24 protein-coding genes are annotated in these 22,508 nt (G+C 43.5%); 14 read left to right on the top strand and 10 right to left on the bottom strand.

Annotated elements, in window-relative coordinates; all coding sequences use genetic code 11:
- Nucleotides 1–88 precede the first annotated feature (88 nt).
- From ACKA06_RS07020 to ACKA06_RS07010, 3 genes are read left to right on the top strand one after another with little or no spacing between them, the layout of a single operon-like run.
- Nucleotides 89–1,846 (top strand): ABC transporter ATP-binding protein, encoded by a 1,758-nt coding sequence (locus tag ACKA06_RS07020; RefSeq protein ID WP_411159338.1) that lies wholly within the window; start codon nucleotides 89–91, stop codon nucleotides 1,844–1,846.
- A complete protein-coding gene (locus ACKA06_RS07015; protein ID WP_411159337.1) occupies nucleotides 1,843–3,858 on the top strand; it encodes an ABC transporter ATP-binding protein in 2,016 nt (671 codons plus the stop codon). The genes ACKA06_RS07020 and ACKA06_RS07015 overlap by 4 nt, the downstream gene beginning before the upstream one ends.
- 16 nt (nucleotides 3,859–3,874) lie before the next feature.
- The gene (locus ACKA06_RS07010) at nucleotides 3,875–4,204 is read left to right on the top strand and encodes a hypothetical protein (RefSeq protein WP_411159336.1); all 330 of its coding nucleotides are present in this window, start codon (nucleotides 3,875–3,877) and stop codon (nucleotides 4,202–4,204) included.
- Nucleotides 4,205–4,301: 97 nt separating this feature from the next.
- On the opposite strand, the gene ACKA06_RS07005 is transcribed toward ACKA06_RS07010, so the two are convergent.
- Nucleotides 4,302–4,913: an NAD(P)-dependent oxidoreductase gene (locus ACKA06_RS07005; RefSeq protein WP_214873814.1), complete on the bottom strand. Its 612-nt coding sequence runs from the start codon at nucleotides 4,911–4,913 to the stop codon at nucleotides 4,302–4,304.
- 184 nt (nucleotides 4,914–5,097) lie between these two features.
- Here ACKA06_RS07005 and ACKA06_RS07000 point away from each other — a divergent pair, with 184 nt between their 5' ends.
- The 6 genes from ACKA06_RS07000 (at nucleotide 5,098) to fumC (ending at nucleotide 10,844) form a co-directional block, all read left to right on the top strand.
- Nucleotides 5,098–5,910 (top strand): amino acid ABC transporter substrate-binding protein, encoded by an 813-nt coding sequence (locus tag ACKA06_RS07000; RefSeq protein ID WP_411159335.1) that lies wholly within the window; start codon nucleotides 5,098–5,100, stop codon nucleotides 5,908–5,910.
- Nucleotides 5,894–6,598 carry an amino acid ABC transporter permease gene (locus ACKA06_RS06995; protein ID WP_032089302.1) on the top strand — a complete coding sequence of 235 codons (705 nt, stop codon included), beginning with the start codon at nucleotides 5,894–5,896 and terminating at the stop codon, nucleotides 6,596–6,598. Before ACKA06_RS07000 ends, ACKA06_RS06995 begins: the two co-directional genes overlap by 17 nt.
- Before the next feature lie 12 nt (nucleotides 6,599–6,610).
- Entirely contained in the window at nucleotides 6,611–7,345 is a 735-nt protein-coding gene (locus tag ACKA06_RS06990; RefSeq protein ID WP_214873818.1) for an amino acid ABC transporter ATP-binding protein, read from the top strand.
- 116 nt (nucleotides 7,346–7,461) lie between these two features.
- Nucleotides 7,462–8,355 carry an ABC transporter permease subunit gene (locus ACKA06_RS06985; protein ID WP_162266025.1) on the top strand — a complete coding sequence of 298 codons (894 nt, stop codon included), beginning with the start codon at nucleotides 7,462–7,464 and terminating at the stop codon, nucleotides 8,353–8,355.
- The gene (locus ACKA06_RS06980) at nucleotides 8,348–9,370 is read left to right on the top strand and encodes an ABC transporter permease subunit (protein WP_058298164.1); all 1,023 of its coding nucleotides are present in this window, start codon (nucleotides 8,348–8,350) and stop codon (nucleotides 9,368–9,370) included. The genes ACKA06_RS06985 and ACKA06_RS06980 overlap by 8 nt, the downstream gene beginning before the upstream one ends.
- A 91-nt stretch (nucleotides 9,371–9,461) precedes the next feature.
- Nucleotides 9,462–10,844, top strand: coding sequence for a class II fumarate hydratase (fumC, locus tag ACKA06_RS06975; RefSeq protein WP_411159334.1), 1,383 nt, complete (start codon nucleotides 9,462–9,464; stop codon nucleotides 10,842–10,844).
- 282 nt (nucleotides 10,845–11,126) lie between these two features.
- Here the strand turns inward: fumC and ACKA06_RS06970 are convergent, their stop codons facing one another.
- Nucleotides 11,127–11,342, bottom strand: coding sequence for an alpha/beta-type small acid-soluble spore protein (locus ACKA06_RS06970; RefSeq protein ID WP_032089298.1), 216 nt, complete (start codon nucleotides 11,340–11,342; stop codon nucleotides 11,127–11,129).
- Nucleotides 11,343–11,620: 278 nt separating this feature from the next.
- On the opposite strand from ACKA06_RS06970, the gene ACKA06_RS06965 reads away from it, so the two are divergent.
- Nucleotides 11,621–11,872, top strand: coding sequence for a hypothetical protein (locus ACKA06_RS06965; RefSeq protein ID WP_032089297.1), 252 nt, complete (start codon nucleotides 11,621–11,623; stop codon nucleotides 11,870–11,872).
- 47 nt (nucleotides 11,873–11,919) lie between these two features.
- On the opposite strand, the gene ACKA06_RS06960 is transcribed toward ACKA06_RS06965, so the two are convergent.
- Together ACKA06_RS06960 and ACKA06_RS06955 are read right to left on the bottom strand one after the other, a co-directional pair.
- A complete protein-coding gene (locus ACKA06_RS06960; RefSeq protein ID WP_198258338.1) occupies nucleotides 11,920–13,017 on the bottom strand; it encodes an ABC transporter ATP-binding protein in 1,098 nt (365 codons plus the stop codon).
- Nucleotides 13,018–13,116: 99 nt separating this feature from the next.
- Nucleotides 13,117–14,031: a PucR family transcriptional regulator gene (locus tag ACKA06_RS06955; protein ID WP_411159333.1), complete on the bottom strand. Its 915-nt coding sequence runs from the start codon at nucleotides 14,029–14,031 to the stop codon at nucleotides 13,117–13,119.
- Between the two features lie 140 nt (nucleotides 14,032–14,171).
- Here ACKA06_RS06955 and ACKA06_RS06950 point away from each other — a divergent pair, with 140 nt between their 5' ends.
- Nucleotides 14,172–14,429 carry a metal-sensitive transcriptional regulator gene (locus ACKA06_RS06950; protein WP_214873828.1) on the top strand — a complete coding sequence of 86 codons (258 nt, stop codon included), beginning with the start codon at nucleotides 14,172–14,174 and terminating at the stop codon, nucleotides 14,427–14,429.
- Nucleotides 14,430–14,526: 97 nt separating this feature from the next.
- Here the strand turns inward: ACKA06_RS06950 and ACKA06_RS06945 are convergent, their stop codons facing one another.
- Together ACKA06_RS06945 and ACKA06_RS06940 are read right to left on the bottom strand one after the other, a co-directional pair.
- The gene (locus ACKA06_RS06945) at nucleotides 14,527–14,721 is read right to left on the bottom strand and encodes a hypothetical protein (protein ID WP_032089293.1); all 195 of its coding nucleotides are present in this window, start codon (nucleotides 14,719–14,721) and stop codon (nucleotides 14,527–14,529) included.
- 85 nt (nucleotides 14,722–14,806) lie between these two features.
- On the bottom strand, nucleotides 14,807–15,016 hold the full coding sequence (locus ACKA06_RS06940; RefSeq protein WP_032089292.1) for a YheE family protein: 210 nt from the start codon (nucleotides 15,014–15,016) through the stop codon (nucleotides 14,807–14,809).
- 176 nt (nucleotides 15,017–15,192) lie between these two features.
- Here ACKA06_RS06940 and ACKA06_RS06935 point away from each other — a divergent pair, with 176 nt between their 5' ends.
- A complete protein-coding gene (locus ACKA06_RS06935) occupies nucleotides 15,193–15,591 on the top strand; it encodes a ferritin-like domain-containing protein (protein WP_214873830.1) in 399 nt (132 codons plus the stop codon).
- Nucleotides 15,592–15,624: 33 nt separating this feature from the next.
- On the opposite strand, the gene ACKA06_RS06930 is transcribed toward ACKA06_RS06935, so the two are convergent.
- From ACKA06_RS06930 to ACKA06_RS06915, 4 genes are read right to left on the bottom strand one after another with little or no spacing between them, the layout of a single operon-like run.
- A complete protein-coding gene (locus tag ACKA06_RS06930) occupies nucleotides 15,625–16,749 on the bottom strand; it encodes a YheC/YheD family endospore coat-associated protein (protein ID WP_214873831.1) in 1,125 nt (374 codons plus the stop codon).
- A gap of 59 nt (nucleotides 16,750–16,808) precedes the next feature.
- On the bottom strand, nucleotides 16,809–18,182 hold the full coding sequence (locus ACKA06_RS06925; protein ID WP_411159332.1) for a YheC/YheD family endospore coat-associated protein: 1,374 nt from the start codon (nucleotides 18,180–18,182) through the stop codon (nucleotides 16,809–16,811).
- Complete coding sequence (locus ACKA06_RS06920) at nucleotides 18,183–19,274, bottom strand: YheC/YheD family endospore coat-associated protein (RefSeq protein WP_198258335.1); 1,092 nt, start codon at nucleotides 19,272–19,274, stop codon at nucleotides 18,183–18,185. It abuts the gene before it with no gap.
- Nucleotides 19,271–20,611, bottom strand: a complete 1,341-nt coding sequence (locus tag ACKA06_RS06915) for a YheC/YheD family endospore coat-associated protein (protein WP_411159331.1) — start codon at nucleotides 20,609–20,611, stop codon at nucleotides 19,271–19,273. Before ACKA06_RS06915 ends, ACKA06_RS06920 begins: the two co-directional genes overlap by 4 nt.
- A 93-nt stretch (nucleotides 20,612–20,704) precedes the next feature.
- On the opposite strand from ACKA06_RS06915, the gene ACKA06_RS06910 reads away from it, so the two are divergent.
- Both ACKA06_RS06910 and ACKA06_RS06905 read left to right on the top strand, forming a co-directional pair.
- Nucleotides 20,705–21,874 carry a DUF445 domain-containing protein gene (locus tag ACKA06_RS06910; protein ID WP_411159330.1) on the top strand — a complete coding sequence of 390 codons (1,170 nt, stop codon included), beginning with the start codon at nucleotides 20,705–20,707 and terminating at the stop codon, nucleotides 21,872–21,874.
- A 121-nt stretch (nucleotides 21,875–21,995) separates the two neighbouring features.
- Nucleotides 21,996–22,349, top strand: a complete 354-nt coding sequence (locus ACKA06_RS06905) for a YlbF family regulator (RefSeq protein WP_032089287.1) — start codon at nucleotides 21,996–21,998, stop codon at nucleotides 22,347–22,349.
- Nucleotides 22,350–22,508 lie beyond the last annotated feature (159 nt).

Here is a 22,508-nt window from a genome sequence, read left to right as displayed (position 1 = left end):
TGCTGAAAGTACAAAAGAAAAAAATGATGACAATTGTGGAGACAGAAGGCGGATAGTAAACGAATGAAAGAATGAGGAGGTATAAACGATGTTTAGTATTTTTAAGAAATTATCATGGTTTTTTAAAGAAAATTGGAAGAGGTACACGGTTGCAATCATCCTGTTGACGATCGTGGGGATCCTCGATGTGATCCCTCCAAAGCTTGTGGGGAACGCAATTGATGATATTCATCTCGGATCGTTGTCCTGGGATGTGTTGAGTAAATATATTTGGCTGTTAGCCGGAATCACGATCATTTCATACTCGTTGACTTATATATGGATGTATCAATTATTTGGAGGAGCTTTCCTTGTTGAACGGAAGCTCAGGTCAAACTTCATGGGGCATTTACTAAAGATGACCCCGACTTTCTTTGAAAAGAACCGGACAGGGGATTTGATGGCCAGGGCAACGAATGATTTGAAGGCGATTTCAATCACTGCCGGCTTCGGTGTGCTGACGCTGATCGACTCAAGTGTTTTCATGCTCACAATCTTATTCACCATGGGGTTTTTAATCAGTTGGAAATTAACCCTTGCGGCCATTCTCCCATTACCGGTCATGGCTCTATTGATGAAAGTGTATGGGGCAAGGATCCATAAACGTTTTACTGAAGCACAGGACTCTTTCGGCGACCTTAATGATAAAGTTCTGGAGTCGGTTGCGGGTGTCAGGGTCATAAGGGCTTATGTCCAGGAAAGAGCGGATGAGGGCCGTTTTTCTGCCATGACAGAGGATGTGTACAAAAAGAATATCGAAGTAGCGAAAATCGACTCGCTTTTCGATCCAACCATTAAAGTGCTGGTCGGTTTAAGTTATCTGATCGGGCTTGGGTACGGCGCCTATCTTGTATTCCATCGTTCAATCACACTGGGGGAGCTTGTGTCATTCAATGTGTATCTTGGAATGCTGATCTGGCCGATGTTCGCTATCGGTGAACTGATCAATATCATGCAGCGGGGGAATGCATCCCTTGATCGAGTGCAGGAAACGCTGGATTACGTGCAGGATGTAAAAGATCCGGAGAATCCTCGAACGGTCGGCAGGCCAGAAAATATTGCATTCGACGGTGTGAATTTCAAATATCCTTCTTCACAGGTGGAAAATCTGATTAATCTAAACCTGAAATTAAGCAGGGGGGATACTCTCGGAGTGGCAGGGAAAACCGGAAGCGGGAAGACGACCTTCATCAAACAGCTTCTGAGGGAATACCCGGCAGGAGAAGGTGCATTGTCGCTTTCCGGGATCGAAATCAATGACCTCACACTCGAGCAGTTAAGAAGCTGGATCGGATACGTCCCGCAGGATCATGTGTTGTTCTCAAGAAGTGTAAAAGAAAACATCATGTTCGGACGCGAGGATGCAGACGAGAATGACCTGGAAAAAGCAATCGAGCTTGCCGATTTCAAAAAAGATCTGGAAATGCTTCCGGATGGTCTGTCAACCCTTGTCGGAGAAAAGGGAGTCGCTTTATCAGGAGGTCAAAAACAACGGATTTCGATTGCGAGGGCGCTTATCAAAAATCCTGAGATTCTAATTTTAGATGATTCGCTTTCGGCGGTCGATGCCAAAACGGAAGCAAAGATCATTGACAATATTCGAAATGAGCGTGAAGGAAAAACAACGATCATCACGACCCATCGCCTGTCTGCTGTCCAGCATGCGGACTGGATCATTGTAATGGAGGATGGGAAAGTGGTGGAAGAAGGGGTTCACGGGACACTTCTTGAAAATGACGGCTGGTATAAAGAGCAATTCGACCGTCAGCAGGTTGAAGATTCCTCACAAGAGGAGGTGGGCGTATGAAAGTCGGAAAAAGACTTGTAGATTATGCGCTTTTGTATAAAAAAATCATTATAGCCGCTTTGCTGATGCTGACTTTTTCAGTAGCGGCAGAGCTTGCCGGCCCGTTCATCGCCAAGAAAATGATCGATGACCATATTCTTGGAATCGAAGAGGCATGGTACGAAACGGATAAAGGAAAGGATGCTGTTTCCTATAAAGGAGAATGGTATAAAAGAGAGCAATATTTCAATGATGGTGAACAAAAAGGGAAAGAGGTACGGATCCTTCAAATCGGGAGGGAATTTTACTTTGTCCCTGCAGCCATTTCGTTCGATGGAGAACGCAGAGTGAAGGGCAAAGAAATGATGATTACGAAAGGGAAAGAATCCAAATCATATCCTGCACAAAAATTAGGCGGAGATGAGCTGTTGGATTTTTACAGCCCTGAAATTCCAAGAATCATGAAATTGATTGCCTTTTATTTCGGGCTCCTTGTAGTGGCTTCGTTCTTTCAATACGGACAGCGCTTCTACCTGCAGAAGGCGGCCAATAGAGTCATCCAGAAGATGCGGAACGATATCTTTCAGCATATCCAGAAGCTGCCGATACGATATTTTGATAATCTGCCGGCTGGAAAGGTCGTTGCCCGGATTACAAATGACACGGAAGCGATCCGGGATTTATATGTAACCGTTTTGTCTACGTTTTTTACAAGCACGATTTATATTCTTGGAATCTATATCGCGTTGTTCATACTCGATGTAAAGCTTGCGGCAATCTGTTTGATTCTGATTCCAATCCTTGTCATCTGGACTTATTTGTACAGGATCTATGCGTCTAAATACAATCATATCATCCGTTCGAAAGTAAGTGACATCAACGCGATGATCAATGAGTCGATCCAAGGGATGAATATTATCCAGGCGTTCAGCAGGGAAACACAAACAAGCAGCGAATTCGAAGAATTGAACGGCACCCATTATAAATATCAGAATAAGCTTTTGAGCTTGAACTCCATGACCTCACATAATCTTGTAGGGGTATTGAGGAATATCACGTTTGTGGCATTCATCTGGTATTTCGGTGGAGGCTCGATCGGGGTAGGGTCTGTCGTGACTCTGGGTGTTCTCTATGCTTTCGTTGACTACATCAACCGATTATTCCAGCCTGTGACCGGAATCGTCAATCAGCTTGCCAACCTGGAACAGGCCCTTGTGGCAGGCGAACGCGTATTCAGTCTTCTTGATGAGGATGGAACGAAAGTAATCGATGATAAGATGGCCCGCTACCAAGGGAACGTCAGCTTTGAGCACGTGTTCTTTGGCTACAAAGAGAATGAATATGTGCTGAAGGACATCACATTTGAAGCAAATCAAGGAGAAACCGTGGCACTTGTCGGACACACAGGATCAGGCAAAAGTTCGATCATGAATCTGTTATTCCGTTTTTATGATGCAAACGAAGGGAAAATCATGATTGACGGACAGGACATCAAGGATATTCCATATCAGACCATACGTGAGCACATGGGCATCGTCCTGCAGGACCCGTACTTGTTCACGGGTACGATTGCATCCAATGTGAGCCTTGATGATACGAAAATTTCAAGGGAAACAGTGGAAGCCGCACTGAAAGCTGTAGGTGCGGAGAGAGTATTCAAAAACCTTGAAAAAGGCTATGACGAACCGGTCATTGAAAAAGGAAGCACCCTTTCATCCGGACAGCGTCAGCTGATTTCATTTGCCCGGGCGCTTGCCTTTAACCCGGCAATCCTGATACTCGATGAAGCAACCTCAAGCATCGATACTGAAACCGAAGCCGTGATCCAGGAAGCGATGGAAGTATTGAAGAAGGGGAGAACGACCTTCATCATCGCTCATCGACTTTCCACAATCAAGAACGCCGACCAGATCCTTGTACTGGATCGGGGAGAAATCGTTGAAAAGGGAAATCACGACGAACTCATGAAAGCGGGCGGCCGTTATTATCAAATGTATGAGCTTCAGCAGGGATCTTCAGACCTAGCGGGATGATCAGAAGGAGTCCAGCATGTCTATGGGTGAGGCGAGTTTTAAAAAAGAAGAGAGCCAAAAACATTTTTCACTGTTTTTGGCTCTCTTTTATTGCAGTGTGGAGGAAATCCAGCATTTGGGGAAGACTGGTGCATGGATTTGGGAACAAGAAGACTGGTTGTTACAGTACCAAAAGAAGAAAATTGTCCCAGAGGGCAACGGGGCTGGGAAGATATCAACGTTTTTTGAGGGTGTATCAACAAAAATTTGGATTTACCAACGAAAATTCAAGGATACCAACAATTTCTCTGCACTTACCGACAATTCTTCAAAAACAGACAAGTTTCGCACACAGATGAAACGTTAATCCGCCTAAAAGGCCTCAAAGCCGCGCCAGGCTCATACCGCCGCAAACGAGCCAGGCACCGCAAAGCTCCAGCCCGCATAAAACGGCACCTTTTGCTCTAATAACATATCCCTACCCTCTTTCGGATAAATTGCGGGTTCATCAACTCATGATAAATAAAATCACCTGTATCATAAATGGAGATACTCTTGCCATCTTCAGGGAGGGTGTCTCTTTCTATGCGGTATTCTCCTATTCGTTCCCCGTCAGGAAGATACGTCGGACAAACGACCGTCCATTGGAGTCCTGAAGCCTGAAGCATCAGGAAGGCCCTGAGATGATCTTCCGCAGCGGTGGAGCTCCTTCTCTTTGATTCATTCGATTGGAAACGGTATAAATGAGGTTCCGTCCTTGAATTCAGTATCCCGGCCGTGCCGCATGTGATGATGCGGGTGATGCCGTTTTGCCTCATCGCTTTTAAGATAATGGGCATGCTCCTCGACAACACATCTTCCTTGTCTGTATTCAGACAGCTGACGACTGCATCGCAGCCGAAAATCGTATTGAATACATCTTCCTCATTGAGTACATCGCCTGTCACTGCAATTTCCTGAAGACTTTTTTCTTGAACAATCTTTCTCGTCAATCGGTGAATCGTATGATCGTTTCGTGCATTTTCATATACAACAGCACCGACCCTGCCGGTACTGCCAAAGAGAGCGATTTTCATGGATACCCCTCCTTAAAAAAACTTTGTGTTCATTCAATAGGTTAGATTAAAAGTATACCAAAGGAGTGTGCATCTGAGAAAAATTAATCTTGAAATTAAGATTTTCTCATTGACTTTTTACAGGTATCGTTTTATGATGACATTCGTAGTTAATAATTCCGATAAGATTAGTGGGGGTTTGATGATGAAAAAGTGGAAAATTTCAGCTGTTATGCTGCTGGTTCTTTCAATGGTGCTTTCAGCATGCGGACAATCTAAAGATAATGAAGGGTCAAGCGGGGATTCGAAACAGTCTCTTTACGATAAAGTGAAAGAAGAAGGAAAGCTGCTAGTGGGAACAGAAGGAACATATCCTCCTTTCACATTTCATGATGAATCAGGCAAGCTAACTGGATTTGACGTTGAAATCGCACGAGAAGTGGCTAAACGGCTCGGTGTTGAAGCTGATTTCAAGGAAACACAATGGGACGCGATGTTCGAAGGGTTGAATTCCAACCGCTTCGATATGATTGCCAACCAGGTGGGGATCCGTGAAGACAGACAGAAGAAGTATGACTTTTCAAAGCCTTATATTGAATCAAGTGCAGTGGTAGTCGTTTCGAAAGATAACAACGATGTGAAATCATTTGAAGATATTAAAGGGCTGACTTCTGCTCAATCACTGACAAGTAATTACAGAGATATTGCCGAAGAAAATGGTGCTGTCATCCAGGGAGTCGACGGGCTCGCCCAATCGATTCAGCTGCTTGAACAGGGCCGTGTGGATGTGACAGTCAATGATAAGATTTCTATCCTCGACTATATGAATAAACAAAAGAATTCCAATATCAAAATCGCTGCCGAAGCTGAAGATGCAGGACAAAGCGGCTTGATGTTCCGTAAGGGTAATGACAAGTTAGTGGAAGAAGTCAATAAAGCGTTAGAGGAAATGATGGAAGACGGAACTTACGAAGAGATCTCCAACAAATGGTTTGGCGAGAATGTATCTCCTAAGTAGTATTTTTCAAAATCCTGAAGAAATGTTCGATATTTTACAAAGCTCCCTGCTTCCGATGATCAAGGGAGCTTTGTATTATTCTATCCCTCTAACGCTCATATCGTTTACTTTAGGATTAATCATTGCTGTTTTCACTGCTCTTGCCAGACTGTCGAAATTTTCCGTTTTACGGGGAATTGCGAGAGTATATGTATCGGCTATCAGGGGAACTCCCCTATTGGTACAGCTGTTCATCATATTCTTTGGACTCGGTTCCCTCGGCATCGAATTCCTTAAGCTGGAACCATTTCCTGCAGCCGTCATTGCGTTCTCATTGAACATGGGGGCATACTCTTCAGAAATTGTGAGGGCTGCCATTCAGTCCATTCCCAAGGGTCAGTGGGAAGCAGGATACTCCATCGGGATGAGTTATTCACAGACGCTGAAGAGAATCATCCTGCCGCAGGCGACAAGGGTGTCCATCCCTCCATTGTCCAATTCATTTATAAGCCTGGTAAAAGATACGTCGCTTGCTTCACTGATTTTCGTGACAGAAATGTTCAGGAAAGCACAGGAAATTGCGGCAACCAACTATGAATTCCTTCTAATGTACATGGAAGCGGCATTATTATATTGGATCATTTGTTTCATTCTATCGATCATACAAGGAAGAGTGGAAGCACGACTTGATCGATATATCGCTAAATAAAGGAGGGTAAAGATGATTTCGATAAAAGGACTGAAGAAGCGCTTTGATGACCTGGAAGTGTTAAAAGGCATGGATGTGGAAGTCAAAAAAGGGGAAGTGATCGTTCTGATCGGTCCCTCCGGATCCGGTAAAACAACGTTTCTCAGATGCTTGAATGCACTCGAAACACCTAATGAAGGCACCGTATCGATCGGAGAAATGACAGTCGATTTTTCTGAAAAAGTATCAACTGCCGAGCTTTTGAAATTCAGAAGAAGGACCGGCATGGTCTTTCAGACTTATAACCTCTTCCCGCATATGACGGCTCTTGAGAATGTCATGGAAGGCCCGGTCGTCGTACAGGGCAAGAAAAAAGCCGATGTCCGGAAAAATGCCATCCGGCTCCTTGAAAAAGTGGGCCTAGGCGACAAAATCGATTATTATCCGTTTCAGCTTTCCGGAGGACAGCAGCAGAGGGTCGGCATCGCAAGGGCCCTTGCAATCGAACCGCAGGTGATGCTGTTTGATGAACCGACATCCGCACTCGATCCCGAGCTGGTTGGAGAAGTACTCAAAGTCATGAAGGATCTTGCAGAAGAAGGGATGACGATGGTCGTCGTCACCCACGAAATGAGATTCGCAAAAGAAGCCGCAGATAAGGTGATCTTCATGGACGGCGGTTACATCCTGGAAGAAGGAACTCCTCAGGAAGTATTCGAGAACCCTAAGCACGGCCGCACACGTCAATTTTTAAACTTGATAAGATGAAAGGAAAAGATGAATGGGCCCTCACCATTCATCTTTTTTTTGTGTAAAACAGGAGAAAAAGCAGGGATTTCTCCATTATGGAAAGAAAAGGTAATATAGCGGAAATGGGGGATTCAATGAAGATATTCAGAAGATTACTACTTATCTTTTCAGGATTGGTTTTTATCAGTGCACTGCCAAATCTGTTCTTTAATGCAGATTTTCAATATGTCTATTTGAATGGAGAAAGCGGCTCATTTGGTTTATATCCGTACGCATATCTCAGTGCAATTTATGATGTTTTTCTTTATTTGGCAAGGCCGGATCAATGGTCAATTGTTGTCATGGGAAAGGAATATGCCCTTATTGATGTTCTTTTTGAAAGGGTTGCGTATTCGATGAAAGTTTTCTTTATTTCACTCTTGCTGGCTGTCATCATCGCTTTTCTTGTGAGCATGATGATTTCACTCGCATCCGGAACCATTAAACGCTTTCTGCTATCTGTTGTAAATGTGATAGAGTCGCTGCCGGATATCTTTATCATCATCGGCGTGCAGCTGCTCGTTGTTATGTACTTCAGGGAGACGGGTGTGTTGATCGGGGATATCGCCATGACTGGTGAAGAAATCTATTTACTTCCTGTCACTTGTTTGACTGTGGTTCCTGCCGTTTTTTTAGTCAAGACGATCGTATTGCTTTTGAAAGAAGAGGAAAAGAAGGCTTATGTTGAACTTGCCCGGGGTAAAGGGCTGAGTTCTGTTCATATTTTGGTGGTCCACAGTTTCAGGAATGTGCTGTACAGTTTATTTTATCAAATGAAACTGGTCTTTTCCTTTATGCTTTCGAACCTCTTCATCCTTGAACAATTATTTAATATGCGCGGTGTGATGGGACTTTTGATGTGGTCGACGGGATACACCTTCGTCATTATCAGTACACTGATTTTTCTGCCGTTCTTCCTTCTCTTTACTTTGATCGAGCAGCGCATGAAAAAAAGCATCGGCATGAAGGAGGACGGGACGTATGCTTAAGCAGCTGTTGAAAAAGCCGAAGTTCTTGACTGGGTTCATCTTTCTCACTGTACTTTTACTGGTTAGTTTCCTTTATGAACCATTTTTCGAAAAAGGAGTTGAAAGCATCAGCTTCCTGCACCTGGATGGGGGGATGGCGGGTCCCCCTTTCACTCCCGCAGAGCTGCCCCCATTGGGATCAGACAGGCTGGGAATCCCTCTCTGGACTTATATCATCCAAGGGGCAAAATTCACTATTCTGCTCGGCCTGCTCATCAGTTTTTTACAGCTGGTTCTTTCCCTGTTTTTTTCTATTGCTTTTACGGGATTGTCTAAAAGATTCTTGACTGTATTTGAAGAAGCAGTGGAATCCATGATTTATGTTCCAATGGCCGTCATCGCTTTTATGCTTCTCTTTCCGCTCCGTTTTGTGGTGGATGCGGAAGTTGAACCAATAAAATTTCTCAGCATTCAAATCTTCCTGCTGACTCTGATAGGGATGCCGCAGATCGTTGTAGTGCTTTCCAAAGAGATCCAAAAGACGATGCAGGAAGAATATATATTGAGCGCCAGGACCCTGGGGGCGCGGGGATGGTACCTATACCGCCGTCATGTTCTTAAGAATCTGCTGCCCCGCCTCTTTCTGTTATTCTTCCAGCGCAATGTGAGCGTGCTGATTTTGTTTGCTCATCTTGGGATTTTAGGGGTAATGCTGGGGGGACAGGTGGAAAAGGAAATAATGGTAGGAGAATCCCGAATCTTTTCCCTTTCCAATGAGTGGGCCGGGAACATAGGTAATTCACGGATCGAGATGATGACGGGCCCATGGATCATTTTTTCCCCGCTTGCTGCTCTTTCCCTTACTGTCCTTGCTTTTAATATGATGGCTTCGTCCCTTCAAGCATTGATAATGGGAGAAACGGCAGTAATAAGACGAAAGGATGTAAGAGATGAAAAGGCAAATCCTCATTCTTCGGGTGGAACAACCGAGGAGGGGAAGTTCACCCTTGAAAAGCACCGAACCTACCCCGGCTGACATTTTGATACAAAACCTGTCCGAAAGTGGTTAGTACAGGTCAAATAGTGGAAATATGGTAATGTGACTATTATTTGAGGGAGGAAGAGAAATGGATTACCGAATTGAACGGGATACAATAGGTGAAATGAAAGTGCCCAAGGAAAAATACTGGGGTGCACAGACACAGAGAAGCAAAGAGAATTTCAAAATCGGTACAGAAAGAATGCCGCTGGAAGTTACATATGCTTTCGCGCAGCTGAAAAAGGCGGCGGCAATGGCGAATCATTCGTTAGGAAAACTTTCTGAAGGGAAAATGAAAGCAATCAGCGGAGCATGCGACGAGATTCTGGAGGCTAAATGGGATGAACATTTTCCATTGGTGGTCTGGCAGACGGGAAGCGGCACGCAATCAAATATGAATGTAAATGAGGTTGTTGCCTATCGTGCCAATGAACTTTTAAAAACGGCAGGCAGTGATGAAAAGATTCACCCGAATGATGACGTCAATATGTCGCAAAGCTCGAACGACACTTTCCCTACTGCAATGCATATTGCTGCATATAAGGAGATATCATCTAAACTTCTGCCGGTAATCGATGAGTTCATTGAAACCCTGCGGGAAAAAGAAGGGAAGTTTCAGGATATCATTAAAATCGGGCGTACACACCTGCAGGATGCCACGCCTCTGACACTTGGTCAGGAGGTGAGCGGCTGGAGAGCAATGATGGAAAAATCCCGTCATATAATTGAAGAAAGCATGGGACAGCTTGTCCACCTGGCAATAGGCGGTACTGCAGTGGGGACAGGGATCAATGCCCATCCGTCATTTGGAGGGAAAGTCGCCGAGCAGCTTGAAGAACAGACCGGCATCCCATTTGTTTCATCCGACAATAAATTCCATGCGCTCACTTCCCATGATGAAATTGTTTATGTGCACGGTGCGTTAAAGGCGCTGGCTGCAGACCTGATGAAAGTGGCAAATGATGTCCGCTGGCTGTCAAGCGGTCCACGCAGCGGGATCGGTGAAATCACGATCCCTGCAAACGAACCTGGAAGTTCGATCATGCCGGGGAAGGTCAATCCTACACAAAGTGAGGCTGTCACCATGGTCGCCACCCAGGTTTTCGGGAACGATGCCAGTATCGGATTTGCAGCAAGCCAGGGCAATTTCGAGCTGAATGTCTTCAAGCCTGTGATCATCTATAATATGCTCCAATCTGTACGACTGCTGACAGACGGTATCCGTTCATTCAACGATAAATGTGTGAAAGGCCTGGAAGCCAATGAGGATGTTATAGAGGATTTCGTCCAGCGTTCATTGATGCTTGTAACAGCATTGAATCCTCACATCGGCTATGAAAAAGCAGCGGAAATTGCAAAAAATGCACACAAAAGCGGCTCGACCCTAAAAGAAGCAGCCATTAAATCCGGTTATCTTACAGAAGAGCAATACGATGAATGGATCAAACCGGCTAACATGGTTAACAACTAATGAACTAGGGAGATAGTTGTAGTTAGAGCATAGTCTTTGTATGTAAGAGGAACAATTTAACTGTTTCCAGCGGTTGATTGGAGTGCAAGACGGAGACTCCTGCGGAAAGAGTAGCTTATGTGAGACCCCGCAGGAGCGCAGCGACGAGGAGGCTCACGGGCTGCCCGCGGAAAGCGTAGTCTTGCACGGAAATCAATAGCGTTATATAAAGCGGTCCTCAAAAATAAAAAACCCCTGGCATCTGCCAGGGGTTTATCCATACATATTCATTTTTGCTGCGGATTAGTATTGTCCGCCGCCGATTTGTTGTTCAGCCATTTGAACAAGACGCTTAGTGATTTCTCCACCAACAGAACCGTTAGCGCGTGATGTAGCGTCTGGCCCTAATTGTACGCCAAACTCAGAAGCGATTTCGTACTTCATTTGGTCGATAGCTTGTTGAGCTCCTGGAGCTACCAATTGGTTAGATGAATTGCTGCGAGATTGTTGTTGTTGCATAATCTTTCATCTCCTTAAATATAGGTTGTTTTTTGGTTGGGTCAACCGGAGTTGCACCGGCACGCATTCCATTAGCGACCATCTGTAATGGTATGACCCAAGGTTATGAGTTGCTTTATGTGTTGTTACTAAGTATTATGGTTCGTCCATGAAATTATATGCGGGGGAAAAACAAGGGAATTTATTCCTGTTTCTTTCCCTGTATTTTCTCTACATAAAACAGTGTCAATCATAAAAGGATATGTTTAAACACTTAAGTTGAAAGAATGGTGACACGCATGAAAGCATGTGCATTATGCAACGGGATTGTTGAATATAAGGGTCTGTGCCCGAAATGCGGCGATTCCACTTTGGATCAAGGAAGATATTACGATTATTATGATGAATATAGTGCCTATATGGATATAAAACATGTGCAGCTGGCAGACGGCATACCGAATAGCAGCTGTACGGATACATGCCTGCATTTATTCACCTGTATTAGATGCGGGGAAGAAGAAGGAAAAAGCATCAATTTGACTGAATTCTAACCAATATAAAAACCACACTCCGGCCGGAGTGTGGTTTTTATCATTTATTAACGGATTCTTGTTTCTGATTCAGAATCGAAGAAATGTGCTTTGTTCATATCAAATGCAAGTTCGATTGTCTGTCCTGCGTTGATGTCTGTACGGGAATCGACACGGGCCACGAACTCCTGGCCTTCGATTTGAGAGTAAAGCATGGTCTCCGCACCTGTTAACTCAGATACTTCAATTTTTGCTTTGATCTTGGCACCTTGTGCTGTATCGATGAAAATAGGCTCATCATGAATATCTTCCGGTCTTACCCCCAGGATGATGTCATTTCCAACATAACCCTGGTCGCGAAGCACTTTCATTTTTCCTTCCGGTACAGCAACCTTTGAAGAACCGATCACAAAGGATCCTTCTTCAACTTTACCGTGGAAGAAGTTCATAGCCGGACTGCCGATGAAGCCTCCGACAAATACGTTTTCAGGCTTATCATATACTTCTTTAGGTGACCCGACCTGCTGGATGACACCGTCTTTCATGACAACAATCCGGGTAGCCATTGTCATCGCTTCAGTTTGATCATGCGTTACATAAATGGTTGTAGTTTGAAGACGCTGATGAAGCTTGGCGATTTCTGCACGCATCTGCACACGCAGTTTTGCATCAAGGTTGGACAAAGGTTCGTCCATCAGGAAGACCTTTGCATCACGTACGATCGCTCGTCCTAATGCAACACGCTGGCGCTGTCCGCCTGATAATGCTTTCGGTTTACGGTCCAATAGTGCTTCCAGACCAAGGATTTTAGCAGCTTCCTGTACACGTCGGTCGATTTCTTTTTTATCAAATTTACGAAGTTTAAGACCGAATGCCATATTGTCATACACACTCATATGCGGATAAAGGGCATAGTTCTGGAACACCATGGCAATATCGCGGTCTTTAGGGGCTACATCGTTCACGCGTTTTCCATCGATGGAGAAGTCACCCTTTGAGATTTCCTCAAGCCCCGCGATCATACGGAGTGTCGTTGACTTACCGCATCCTGATGGACCGACGAATACGATGAATTCCTTATCGTTGATATGAAGATTGAAATCATTTACTGCAGTCACTTTATTGTCATAGATTTTATAAATATTATCTAATTTTAATTCAGCCATTTCCGATTCTCCTCCTGTAATGAAAACGTTTTATTCTATGCATTCATTTTAAAGAAAGCGGATTCAGAACGGTATGGTAAACTTGCACAAACTTCCCCCTCATTTTTTAGGCAGGTTGTCAGATTCGTATTCGAGAACGGCGAGGTAAGCAAGCAGCGCGCCTTCAAATGTCTTGATATCAATCATGGTTTTTTCAATGAATTTCTCGATTCGGTACTGCACACTGTTCCGGTGCATATATAACGTTTTTGCTGTTTGACTGATATTGGACTGATTTTCCAGAAATGCCTTGACGGTCTGAATCAGTTCCTTGTCTTCTGAGAATACTTGTGAGGTTTTACTGAAGATATATTCTTTCCATTCTATCGGCAGATGCTTCAGCATATAGGATGGCAGGGCTGTCACAACAGATTCGATAGAATTAGCACGGATGGATGATTTGGAATATTTATTCATGATACGCTCGTAGTTGAATGATTTACTGAAACCGGGGTCGACCTGCTGGAACTGGCCGATAAAAAAAGATATGCTCGCAAAGAAATCAGATTCAATGACGTGTGAAATGGACCGAAGCTGCTCTGCATCTATTTGAATCTCATTACTTTCCTCAATAATCAGCCCTTCATATTCATTCAGCATGACCAGCATTGTATGATGGGGCAGTAAATGACTGAACGCCTCTTTCAATAAATGCATATCCGTTTCTTCATGAATGGTGAATTGAATCACTCTATACTCAATTGAACGAAGTGAAGGAAGAGGTCCATTCTCAAATAAAAAATCAACCCACTCATTCGCAAGCGGTGACTCATTCAATCTCTTATTTCCACTTGGCAGTTCTTTAAAGAGACATCTCAGCAATTCTGTTTCTTCTCTTGATAAATCGCTTGCATCAATTCCGATGAATTCATTTTCATGCTCATCGGTAAACCAGATTTTTTTAGACGTATGTACTGTCGGGTAGTGTTTCTGAATGGCTGCATTTGGGTATTTCAAAAGTAAAGAAGTTAACATTTCATCCCTCGGTTATCAATTATTTATGTATATTATCCATTGTACTGAAAAAAATGAGTGAATCAAAGGGTCCCGGATTGCAAATTCTTCCTGATTCTACTACTATGGGATAAGGAATAAATCATTATGAGGTGTCCAATATGGAATACAATAAAGAAGTAACAAACCGTTTGAAACGCTTAGAAGGACAAGTCCGCGGCGTCCTTAAGATGATGGAAGAAGAAAAACATTGTAAGGATGTTGTTACACAGCTTTCAGCAGTGCGGACTGCTGTAGACCGTACAATCGGTTTGATCGTTGCGAAAAACCTGGAAGCATGCATCCGTGAATCGGATGAAGGCGGCAGTGCAGAAGATGCAATCAAGGAAGCCGTTAACATGCTGGTGAAAAGCCGATAAATTAAGGAAAGCTGCCGTTCGGGCAGCTTTTTCTCTTCGTAAGCAGTAATGACAAGGGAAAGGGAGGCCTGCATGTGAGGCCTCCCGCCTGAAGACATTAAGAATGAGCCGGGGGTTCCTCATAATCAGTGATGAGAGTCGTTTCGCCGATGTTTGTGGAATCACCCCTCATATGAACGGAGCCCCCTGATAATCCCTCGTTGATAATCCTGTCAACATCAAGGAAAAGACTTCCTTTTCCCTCGTAGTTGGTATCCGGAAGAAATTGATAGTCTTTTTTATCTTTTTCCATTCTTATCAGCCTCCTGAGTTTAGTTTTTGAAAAGAGGCTGAGGTTCATTCAGCTTTTTTCTGGGTAATGGAAAGTGTGAACGAATTTATTCATACACATGGAACAACATTAGTTCATGCAGTTGTTTTTTCAGATCCTCTTGTTTGACTGCAGGAGGCTCGTGGCTTGTCCATTCAATACTCCCGTTTTTATGATAATTCCCTTCGTATTTCTTTCCACTGAAGTAGAACGAAAAGGTCCAACCCGGAAGCTGTTTGTTATCATACATGCTTTTATACTGGAAATGCTGTATCAATTCAATCACCTCAACTATATTGTAAACGTTTCACCGCCTGCTGTGTAGGAGTTCATGCTATCCATTGAAATTTCATTCGTATAATACAGGCAGGTATGCGAAAAGAGTCTTATCCAATCATAATTTTCTTTTTTAATAAATAGAATTTATTGAAGAGATTTTAGGAGGGACAAAGCATGAATTACTTTATTCGCGATTTGGAGAAAGCGATCAGTGATGAGTGGACAGCCTATTACTTTTATAAAGATTTAAAGCAGAGGACTAATAATCCTTTATACGTAGAATTCATCGAGCATGCAAAAAAAGATGAGAAAGAACATTATGAAATGTTCCAGTATCTTCATTATCTATTTACAGGTGAGTATTATGAACACAAGAAAGAGAAGATTGAATACACAACCTTCAAGGAAGGGATTCTGCGCGCATTGAAAAATGAGCTCGAGGCTGCAGAGTTCTACAGGAATCTATTACTAGAAATGCCAAACAAGCAGGCTTACAATCCATTATTCATCGCCATGACAGATGAAATGGAACATGCCACCCGTTTTTCAACGATTTATAATTCACTTCGATAATAGAAGGGTTGACCACTGTAAGTGTACAAACGGTCAACCTTCTTTGTGTTCGGAAAGAATAAGAAACGTGCGGACAAGCTGCTGCCGCCTATTCTGTTCAATGTCTTCTTCGTCAAAGGTCATTGGCTTTGAGTTGATTTCAAAAAGTACATAACCTCCTTCTTCACGGGGGGCCAGATCCAGTGAAAATTCACCTACGTAACCGAAAGCTGCCACAAGTTCCCTTCCGCAAGTCTTCACTATGTCCAGGATTTCTTTCTTTGTCCTGGGAGCTGAAACTTCTTCAATTGAAATTATTTTTCCGCCTGCAGGAACATGGGTGGTCACTTCCTGTCGCTGAGAAATACGCACGCCGATCCCTATCAGTCTGAATTCCATTCCGGTATGGACTGCCAGGATCCGATAATCATAACGGTGGTCTTTTAAGGTTTTGCAAGGGACCGCTTTCTGTATAATCAGATTCTGCCCGGGGTGAAACCATTCCCCATAAGTGGAGAGGAAACGGGACAGGGATGTATACTTTTCAATCTTCTTGATACTTTTGCATATGATCGTGCCGTTTACTTCCTTTTCTATCAGCCTGATGCCTTTTCCCTGTGAGGCAAAAGATGGCTTCACGTAAATTCTTTTATACCGTTCTAAAAAGTCCGTAAAGCCTGCTTCACTTTCCAACTTTTCAGTGGGAGGCAGGTAGTCTTTTAAATCGCTGCATTGAGACAGAATCTGATGAACTTCCCACTTATTGAAGAAATGAGGATTGAAATAGGGGATATTGAATGTCTTAATAAACGTTTGCAATGCTTTGTATTCCTGATGCTGTTCAGCGTCCCTTGAAGGGATTCTGTTATAAATCACGCTGGGTACCGGGAAGATGCACTTCACCCATTTATTCAATTGTTTGTTGAAGATGATCCCGTTTATGGTCTTTCCATCAACATCCTCAGGGGAGAAAACGAAGCAAAGGGCTCCTTGCTCCTCCAGTTCCTCTTGTATCGACCTGAACAATTCAAAATTTCCTCTATATCTATTTTCTTCTTTACTTGCGACGATGCCGATTAGGGGGACTGAACGGATTTCCTTTTTTGAATGTATCTTGAAATGATATGCTTCCTGGTGTTTGTGGGAGGAGAGAAGGAAGGACCCTTTTGCAAATGGCACTGCGGTGAGAGCTTCCTCCTTATGAAAAAAACACTTTCGTGATAAGTCATAAAAGATGTTCATGGCATCATTTCCTCAGGGTGTTGGAGGGCTTGCTGTGATAAGAAGACCCCGAAAGATAAGGCAAGCTTCCTCGTCAATTTGTCAAAACTTCTTAAGTGTGGATGAGAGAAAATGGCTCTCCCGGGTTTTGAATTTGCTTCGAACATCCAGACCCTGCCGTCTTCATCAATGCCCAGATCAAATCCGATTTCGCCGATATATCCTTCCATATTTTGCTCAATCGCATGTGAAAGCTTAAGTGCTGCATCTTTCAATGATTGTTCTGCCTCAGTTTTACTGGAAGTGTTTGGAAACAATTCTTTGAGACTTTTTACAACTCCGCCATTGTTTGCATGGGAGGTGACACTGCCGATCCCTGAGACTTTTCCTGCTATTGCACTTACATGCCATCTTCCTTCTTCGTCTTTGTTCGTATGGACGCGGAAATCAATAGGACGGCTGTCTTCCGACAGAAGGGATATGCCCTGCTGGACAAGAAATGAATCAAGGCTGCGGTTTTTAAAGATGGAATTCATCAGCCGTTCGAGGGATGAGAATCTTACCAGCCTGTTTTTCCCGCCCGGATCTCGGAACCTGCAGTAGTAATCCTGTGCCTGCCGGTCGTATGTGAGTTTGTGTATGCCGTTGCCCAGGCTTCCGTTTCGCGGTTTAATATAAACTGAATGATAGAGGGAGAGCATCCGCTCGATCTCTTCAAATGATTGAAAGGCATGAGTCTCCGGAAGGTATTGGCTGACGGAATCAACTGATTCCAGTCGTTCGAACAGATCAAGTTTATTGAAGAATCCTGGATTGTACCACGGAATCCCGTACTCCCTTTGCAGCCTCTCTTTGATTTCTTTATATGTTTTTCTATTTTCGCTGCGCCGATTTGGGAGCCGGTCGTAAATGACATTAGGAAAAGGAACTGTTTCCACTTCCCACCCTTCCCCAAAATGAAAATACCCTGTCACGAGTCCGTTTTCCCAATCAATATGTTTCTCTCCAAATACAAATGGAATCACGCCCAGGGAAGACTGGACAGATAATAGTTTCCTGAAGAAATAAGAGCGCTCCCCCACAGGACTTAGTTTGAAATTTGTGAATCCTGCAGTGAATACCCCTATCAGCACCCCAAGATATATACTGTCTTCTTTCATGAAAAGTGACAGTGCAGTCACCTTTTTTGGCAGATTAAGGCTGCGGGCAAGGGCTGTACTGATACCGATCACATTCCTTCCATTCGGATGCCGCTTACATGCGATAGACTGTCTGTTGGTCCCTAGAATAGCGGTCTTCGGTAACTCATTCTTTTCCGGGTTCCAGCCCGAAGGAAGATAAAGGATTTGTTCATTCGCTCTGAATTGTTCCAATTTATACGTTTTTAACATTTAATATTCACCTCGCCTTAAGGATGGGAGAGATCGGGTGTTTAAATATTTACAATATTCAAGGGGGGCGCGGTATAAGTGGTGCTGTTTTTCTGCGGCAAGTGTCTCAACGATCTTGTGGCCCGGTTTTGAGTTGATATCGAGGATCCACAGCGAATTGTCCCGAGCAAGAAGAATATCAATCCCGAGTTCAAATAAAGGAGAAAAATAATCCTCCAAAAGATGGGGGAGTTGATCCAGAAATTCATTCATCTCGGCTTTGATAAAATCCCAGGCAGCTTTTGGATATCTGCTTTCCCAGTCTTCTTGTTTAAAGTAAGATCCCCCCCTGCTTATATTTGTTAAAATCGCACCTTGAGGCCCTTCCCTGAAGGCCCGCTGAAACTCCCTCCATTCCCCGCAATCATCTTTATTCAACAGGATCCTTACGTCATATGGTGTATCTTGGTCGGTTGTGTTATCAATCCTTCTCTGGGCAATGAACGTATATTGGTCAAGAAGCCTCTCAGCCCATTTCAAAAAAGTGGATTTCGACTGGAACGATTGTTCGGCGATCTGCCGGTTTTTGGTCGTGCGGACAGTCACTCTGTTTCTTGATAATACTAAATGATACACAGCGAACCCATGTGCCCCGTCAACAGGTTTGATAATGATATCTTTATGTTTGATAAGGATATTAAATAAGTGAAAATGGTCCTTTAATAAGAATGTTTCAGGGATATAGGAAGCAAGGGGGGAGTCTTTCAGTTTTTCGTAAATTTTCAACTTGTTTGGGAGTCCATATCCGAGAAAGCGGATATGGGGCTGATTTTTCAACCACTGAACTACCGCTTTCGCCTGTCTGGACGGCAGGCTGGCATCATAATAGGTCCGGTCATAAATGAATTCGGGAATCTCAAAGGTATTCTCTTCCCATCCGCAGCTTTCTTTATTGAAAACAAACCCTTTCACTGTCTCATCGACAGGGGAGATATCAGCAGGCGAGAATAGGCAAAGGTCAATTGAATAAGGGGCAGAGTGGATGCCGATTTCCCTGAAGTACGAATGATCAGGGGCGGGATTGAGTGTCATAATACCAAGTGTTGAATTCATGATATTCCTCCTTTTCCCTTCCAGATATTGTAGCTGTATTCATATAAGGCTTTCACAGAAGGCCTGATGCGCTCATTGTCAATGAACGTCTTTTTGGAAGGTTTGGAGTTTACTTCAATGATCCAGGGCTTCCCGGCTGAATCAACCCCGATATCAACGCCGAATTCAGCAAAGTTTCCTTCCAAATGTTCTGATAAGTAAGAAGAGCAGGACAGTGATACCTCTTTCATGTTTGAATAGATTTCAGAGTGGTCCACGGGAAAAAGGACACTTAAAATCTTAATAGGGGATTCCATCCGTCCGCCCTGGTCGATATTTGCAACAAATTGATTTTCTGAACCGATGCGGGCTGCAGCAGAAATGACGGACCAGCTTCCCCTGTGGTTCTTATGACACAAAAACCGAAAGTCCATCGTCTGCCCATTGAATGTCAAGAAAGGGATGGTCTCCTGAACGATGTATTGGGAATGACGGCACCAGGATTGAAGCTGTCTGTAAAGGGATGAATAAGTCCGTAATATGTGAGTAGGTTTAGAAGAAAAGGAATTTTGGGAGACAAGATAATCTTTTTCCCTTTTTTGAATCCGGATAATGTAGCGGCCTTTACTCCCATTAACTGTTTTTACGAAGACATCGTTATATATGGATAACATCTCTTCCAACTGTTCTAGTCCAGTAGCGGTTTCGGGAAGATGGGGCAGCACCTCGGAATGTGTTTTAAGATGGGCATAAGCTGAATCCTTGGATAAGAAAGTAGAGTTGAAAAGGTGTATGGATCGATCTCCGGTCCTGGTCAAAGCAGTCAGAAATTGTTTTTGGCTTTCAATCTTGCGTGAGTGACTCCGGTTATAGATTACATCAGGGAATGGAAAGATTCGTTTCTGCCATTCTCCTTGCTCGAACAAATATCCTTCTCCCTCATCCTTTACGAATGAAGAAACCGTCATGAGGAAAAAAAGCCCGCCTTGTTGTTGAAACCACCGCTGACACTCTGTAAAATATTCCTTTAAAGAGTGTTTGTATAACTTTTCTTCTTGAAGATTATCAATTAATAGAGCGGTAATCGGCCCGATTGAGATCAATTTACGTTCACGGTCTACATCTACAAGTGCATGTTCCATCCTGGGAAGCGAAGAGAATAACGGGTCGCTGCTTCTCAATGTAACACCAGGAGCACTCGAACCCGAAGGAAAGCACTCTATGTGAAGAGAGGCAGCTCCTGCTTTCAATTTCCACTTTCCTGCAAAGTCAAATTTATTGTAGATGGCATGGGGTAATATCAATTCATTTTCTTCTCTATGATTCTCTAAACTGAAGAAGGGACTTTTAAACATCATCATACATTCCTCATTTGCATAAAGAGATGGAAAAACACTATAATTATATATTGGGCTAATGCACATATTGCATTGTATGTAAAGATAGGCAAAATGTTCAAAGCAGAAAAGGAAGGTGCCATTATGCTGGATGCTTTCATCCTCATTGGATTCATGGTAGTGATTGGAGCGCTTATTGGAGGCGTCACGAATTCACTTGCCATCAAAATGCTTTTCAGGCCTTACAAGGCTTACTATATTGGAAGATTCAAAGTTCCGTTCACACCCGGCCTTATCCCGAAAAGGAGGGAGGAGCTTGCTGAACAGCTCGGGAATATGGTGGTCGATCATTTAATTACACCTGAGAGTCTTCAGAAAAAGATTATGAATGATGACTTTCAAAGAGACGTCATTGATTGGCTGAAGGAGGAATCTGACCCTGTATTCCACTCGGATAAGACGGTCAATGAATGGCTGGAGATACTTCAAATCCCGGTTTCATCCGATGTTTTGAACCAGTGGCTGAAAGATTGGGTGGAAGACAAGGTTACCCGATCAAAACTGGAATACAGCACAAAGAGCGTTGCAGAAGCTCTCCCGGAAAAATGGCAGGAGAAAATCGAAGATGCGATCCCGAAACTGGTCGACATGATTGCAGATCGTGCTGAAAACTACTTCACAAGCCCTGAAGGGAAAGCGAAAGTGAAGGTGATGATTGATGATTTCTTGAAAGAACGGGGGATGCTTGGAAACATGCTCGGGATGTTCCTGGGAAATACATCAGTAGCTGATAAGGTCCAGCCTGAAATCGTCAAATTCATCAAACATGAAGGGACCCAGGAAATCCTTCACAATCTTTTGCGGAAGGAATGGGGAAAACTGAAACTTATGCAAGTCGGAGAAGTGATCGATAAACTTCCTGAAGAGGACATCATGACCCAGCTCCACACCTCATTGATCCGAATCGCCGATATCGAGGGGCATCTTTCAAAACCATTGTCTCACTGGTTTGCACCTCATCAGCATAAGTTTACGGATACGTTGCTGCCCGGATGGATTGAAAAAGGCACTGACCTCTTAGCGGCAAAGATCCCGAATCTGATGACAAAGCTGCATCTTCAGAAAATCGTCCAGGAGCAGGTGGAATCTTTCTCGGTTGCCAGACTCGAAGAATTAGTGCTTGGCATTTCAAGGCGTGAATTCAAGATGATCACTTATCTCGGTGCCCTGCTTGGAGGGATCATAGGGTTGATCCAAAGTATATTTGTCATGGTATTTTCTTAGTCGTCCTTTTGGAGGATTCATTTTCTGAAAAAGGGCAAAAGGGAACTTCCTAGAATTCTCCCTCATAGTTTGTTATAGTGGTGGAGGAAACAAAGAGTGAAAATATTAGGAGGTACGTATTTTGGCAATTAACTTATACGATCAGGCAAATGAACTGGAAAGTGCGCTTAGACAAAGCGACGAATTCTTGGAACTTAAAAAAATGTATGACGAAGTAAACAGCGACGAATCAGCAAACAAGATGTTTGAAAACTTCAGAAACATTCAAATGACACTTCAGCAAAAACAGATGAACGGTGAAGAAATCACACAGGAAGAAGTGGAACAGGCTCAAAAAACAGCACAGCTTGTGCAGCAGCACGAAAAAATCGGCAAGCTGATGGAAGCTGAACAACGCATGAGCATGGTCATCCAGGACTTGAACAAAGTCATCATGAAGCCACTTGAAGAGCTTTATGGTTCTATGCAGAAATAATCTTTTTCACTAAAAGTGAGGCTGGGACAAAGTGTTTTAGTCTAGGAAAACCCGAACCAATTTGCATTCCAGGATGTAAATTGGTTCGGGTTTTTAATTTTAGTAACATCTTTAGTTTAGCTCATTCAAGCGATTGATTGGAGTCTTGAACGGAAATTA

It is taken from the genome of Rossellomorea oryzaecorticis, assembly GCF_045897515.1.
GTDB lineage: Bacteria > Bacillota > Bacilli > Bacillales > Bacillaceae_B > Rossellomorea > Rossellomorea enclensis.
Note: the sequence above shows the minus strand (reverse complement) of the source record. Positions and strands in the feature narration are given on the sequence as shown.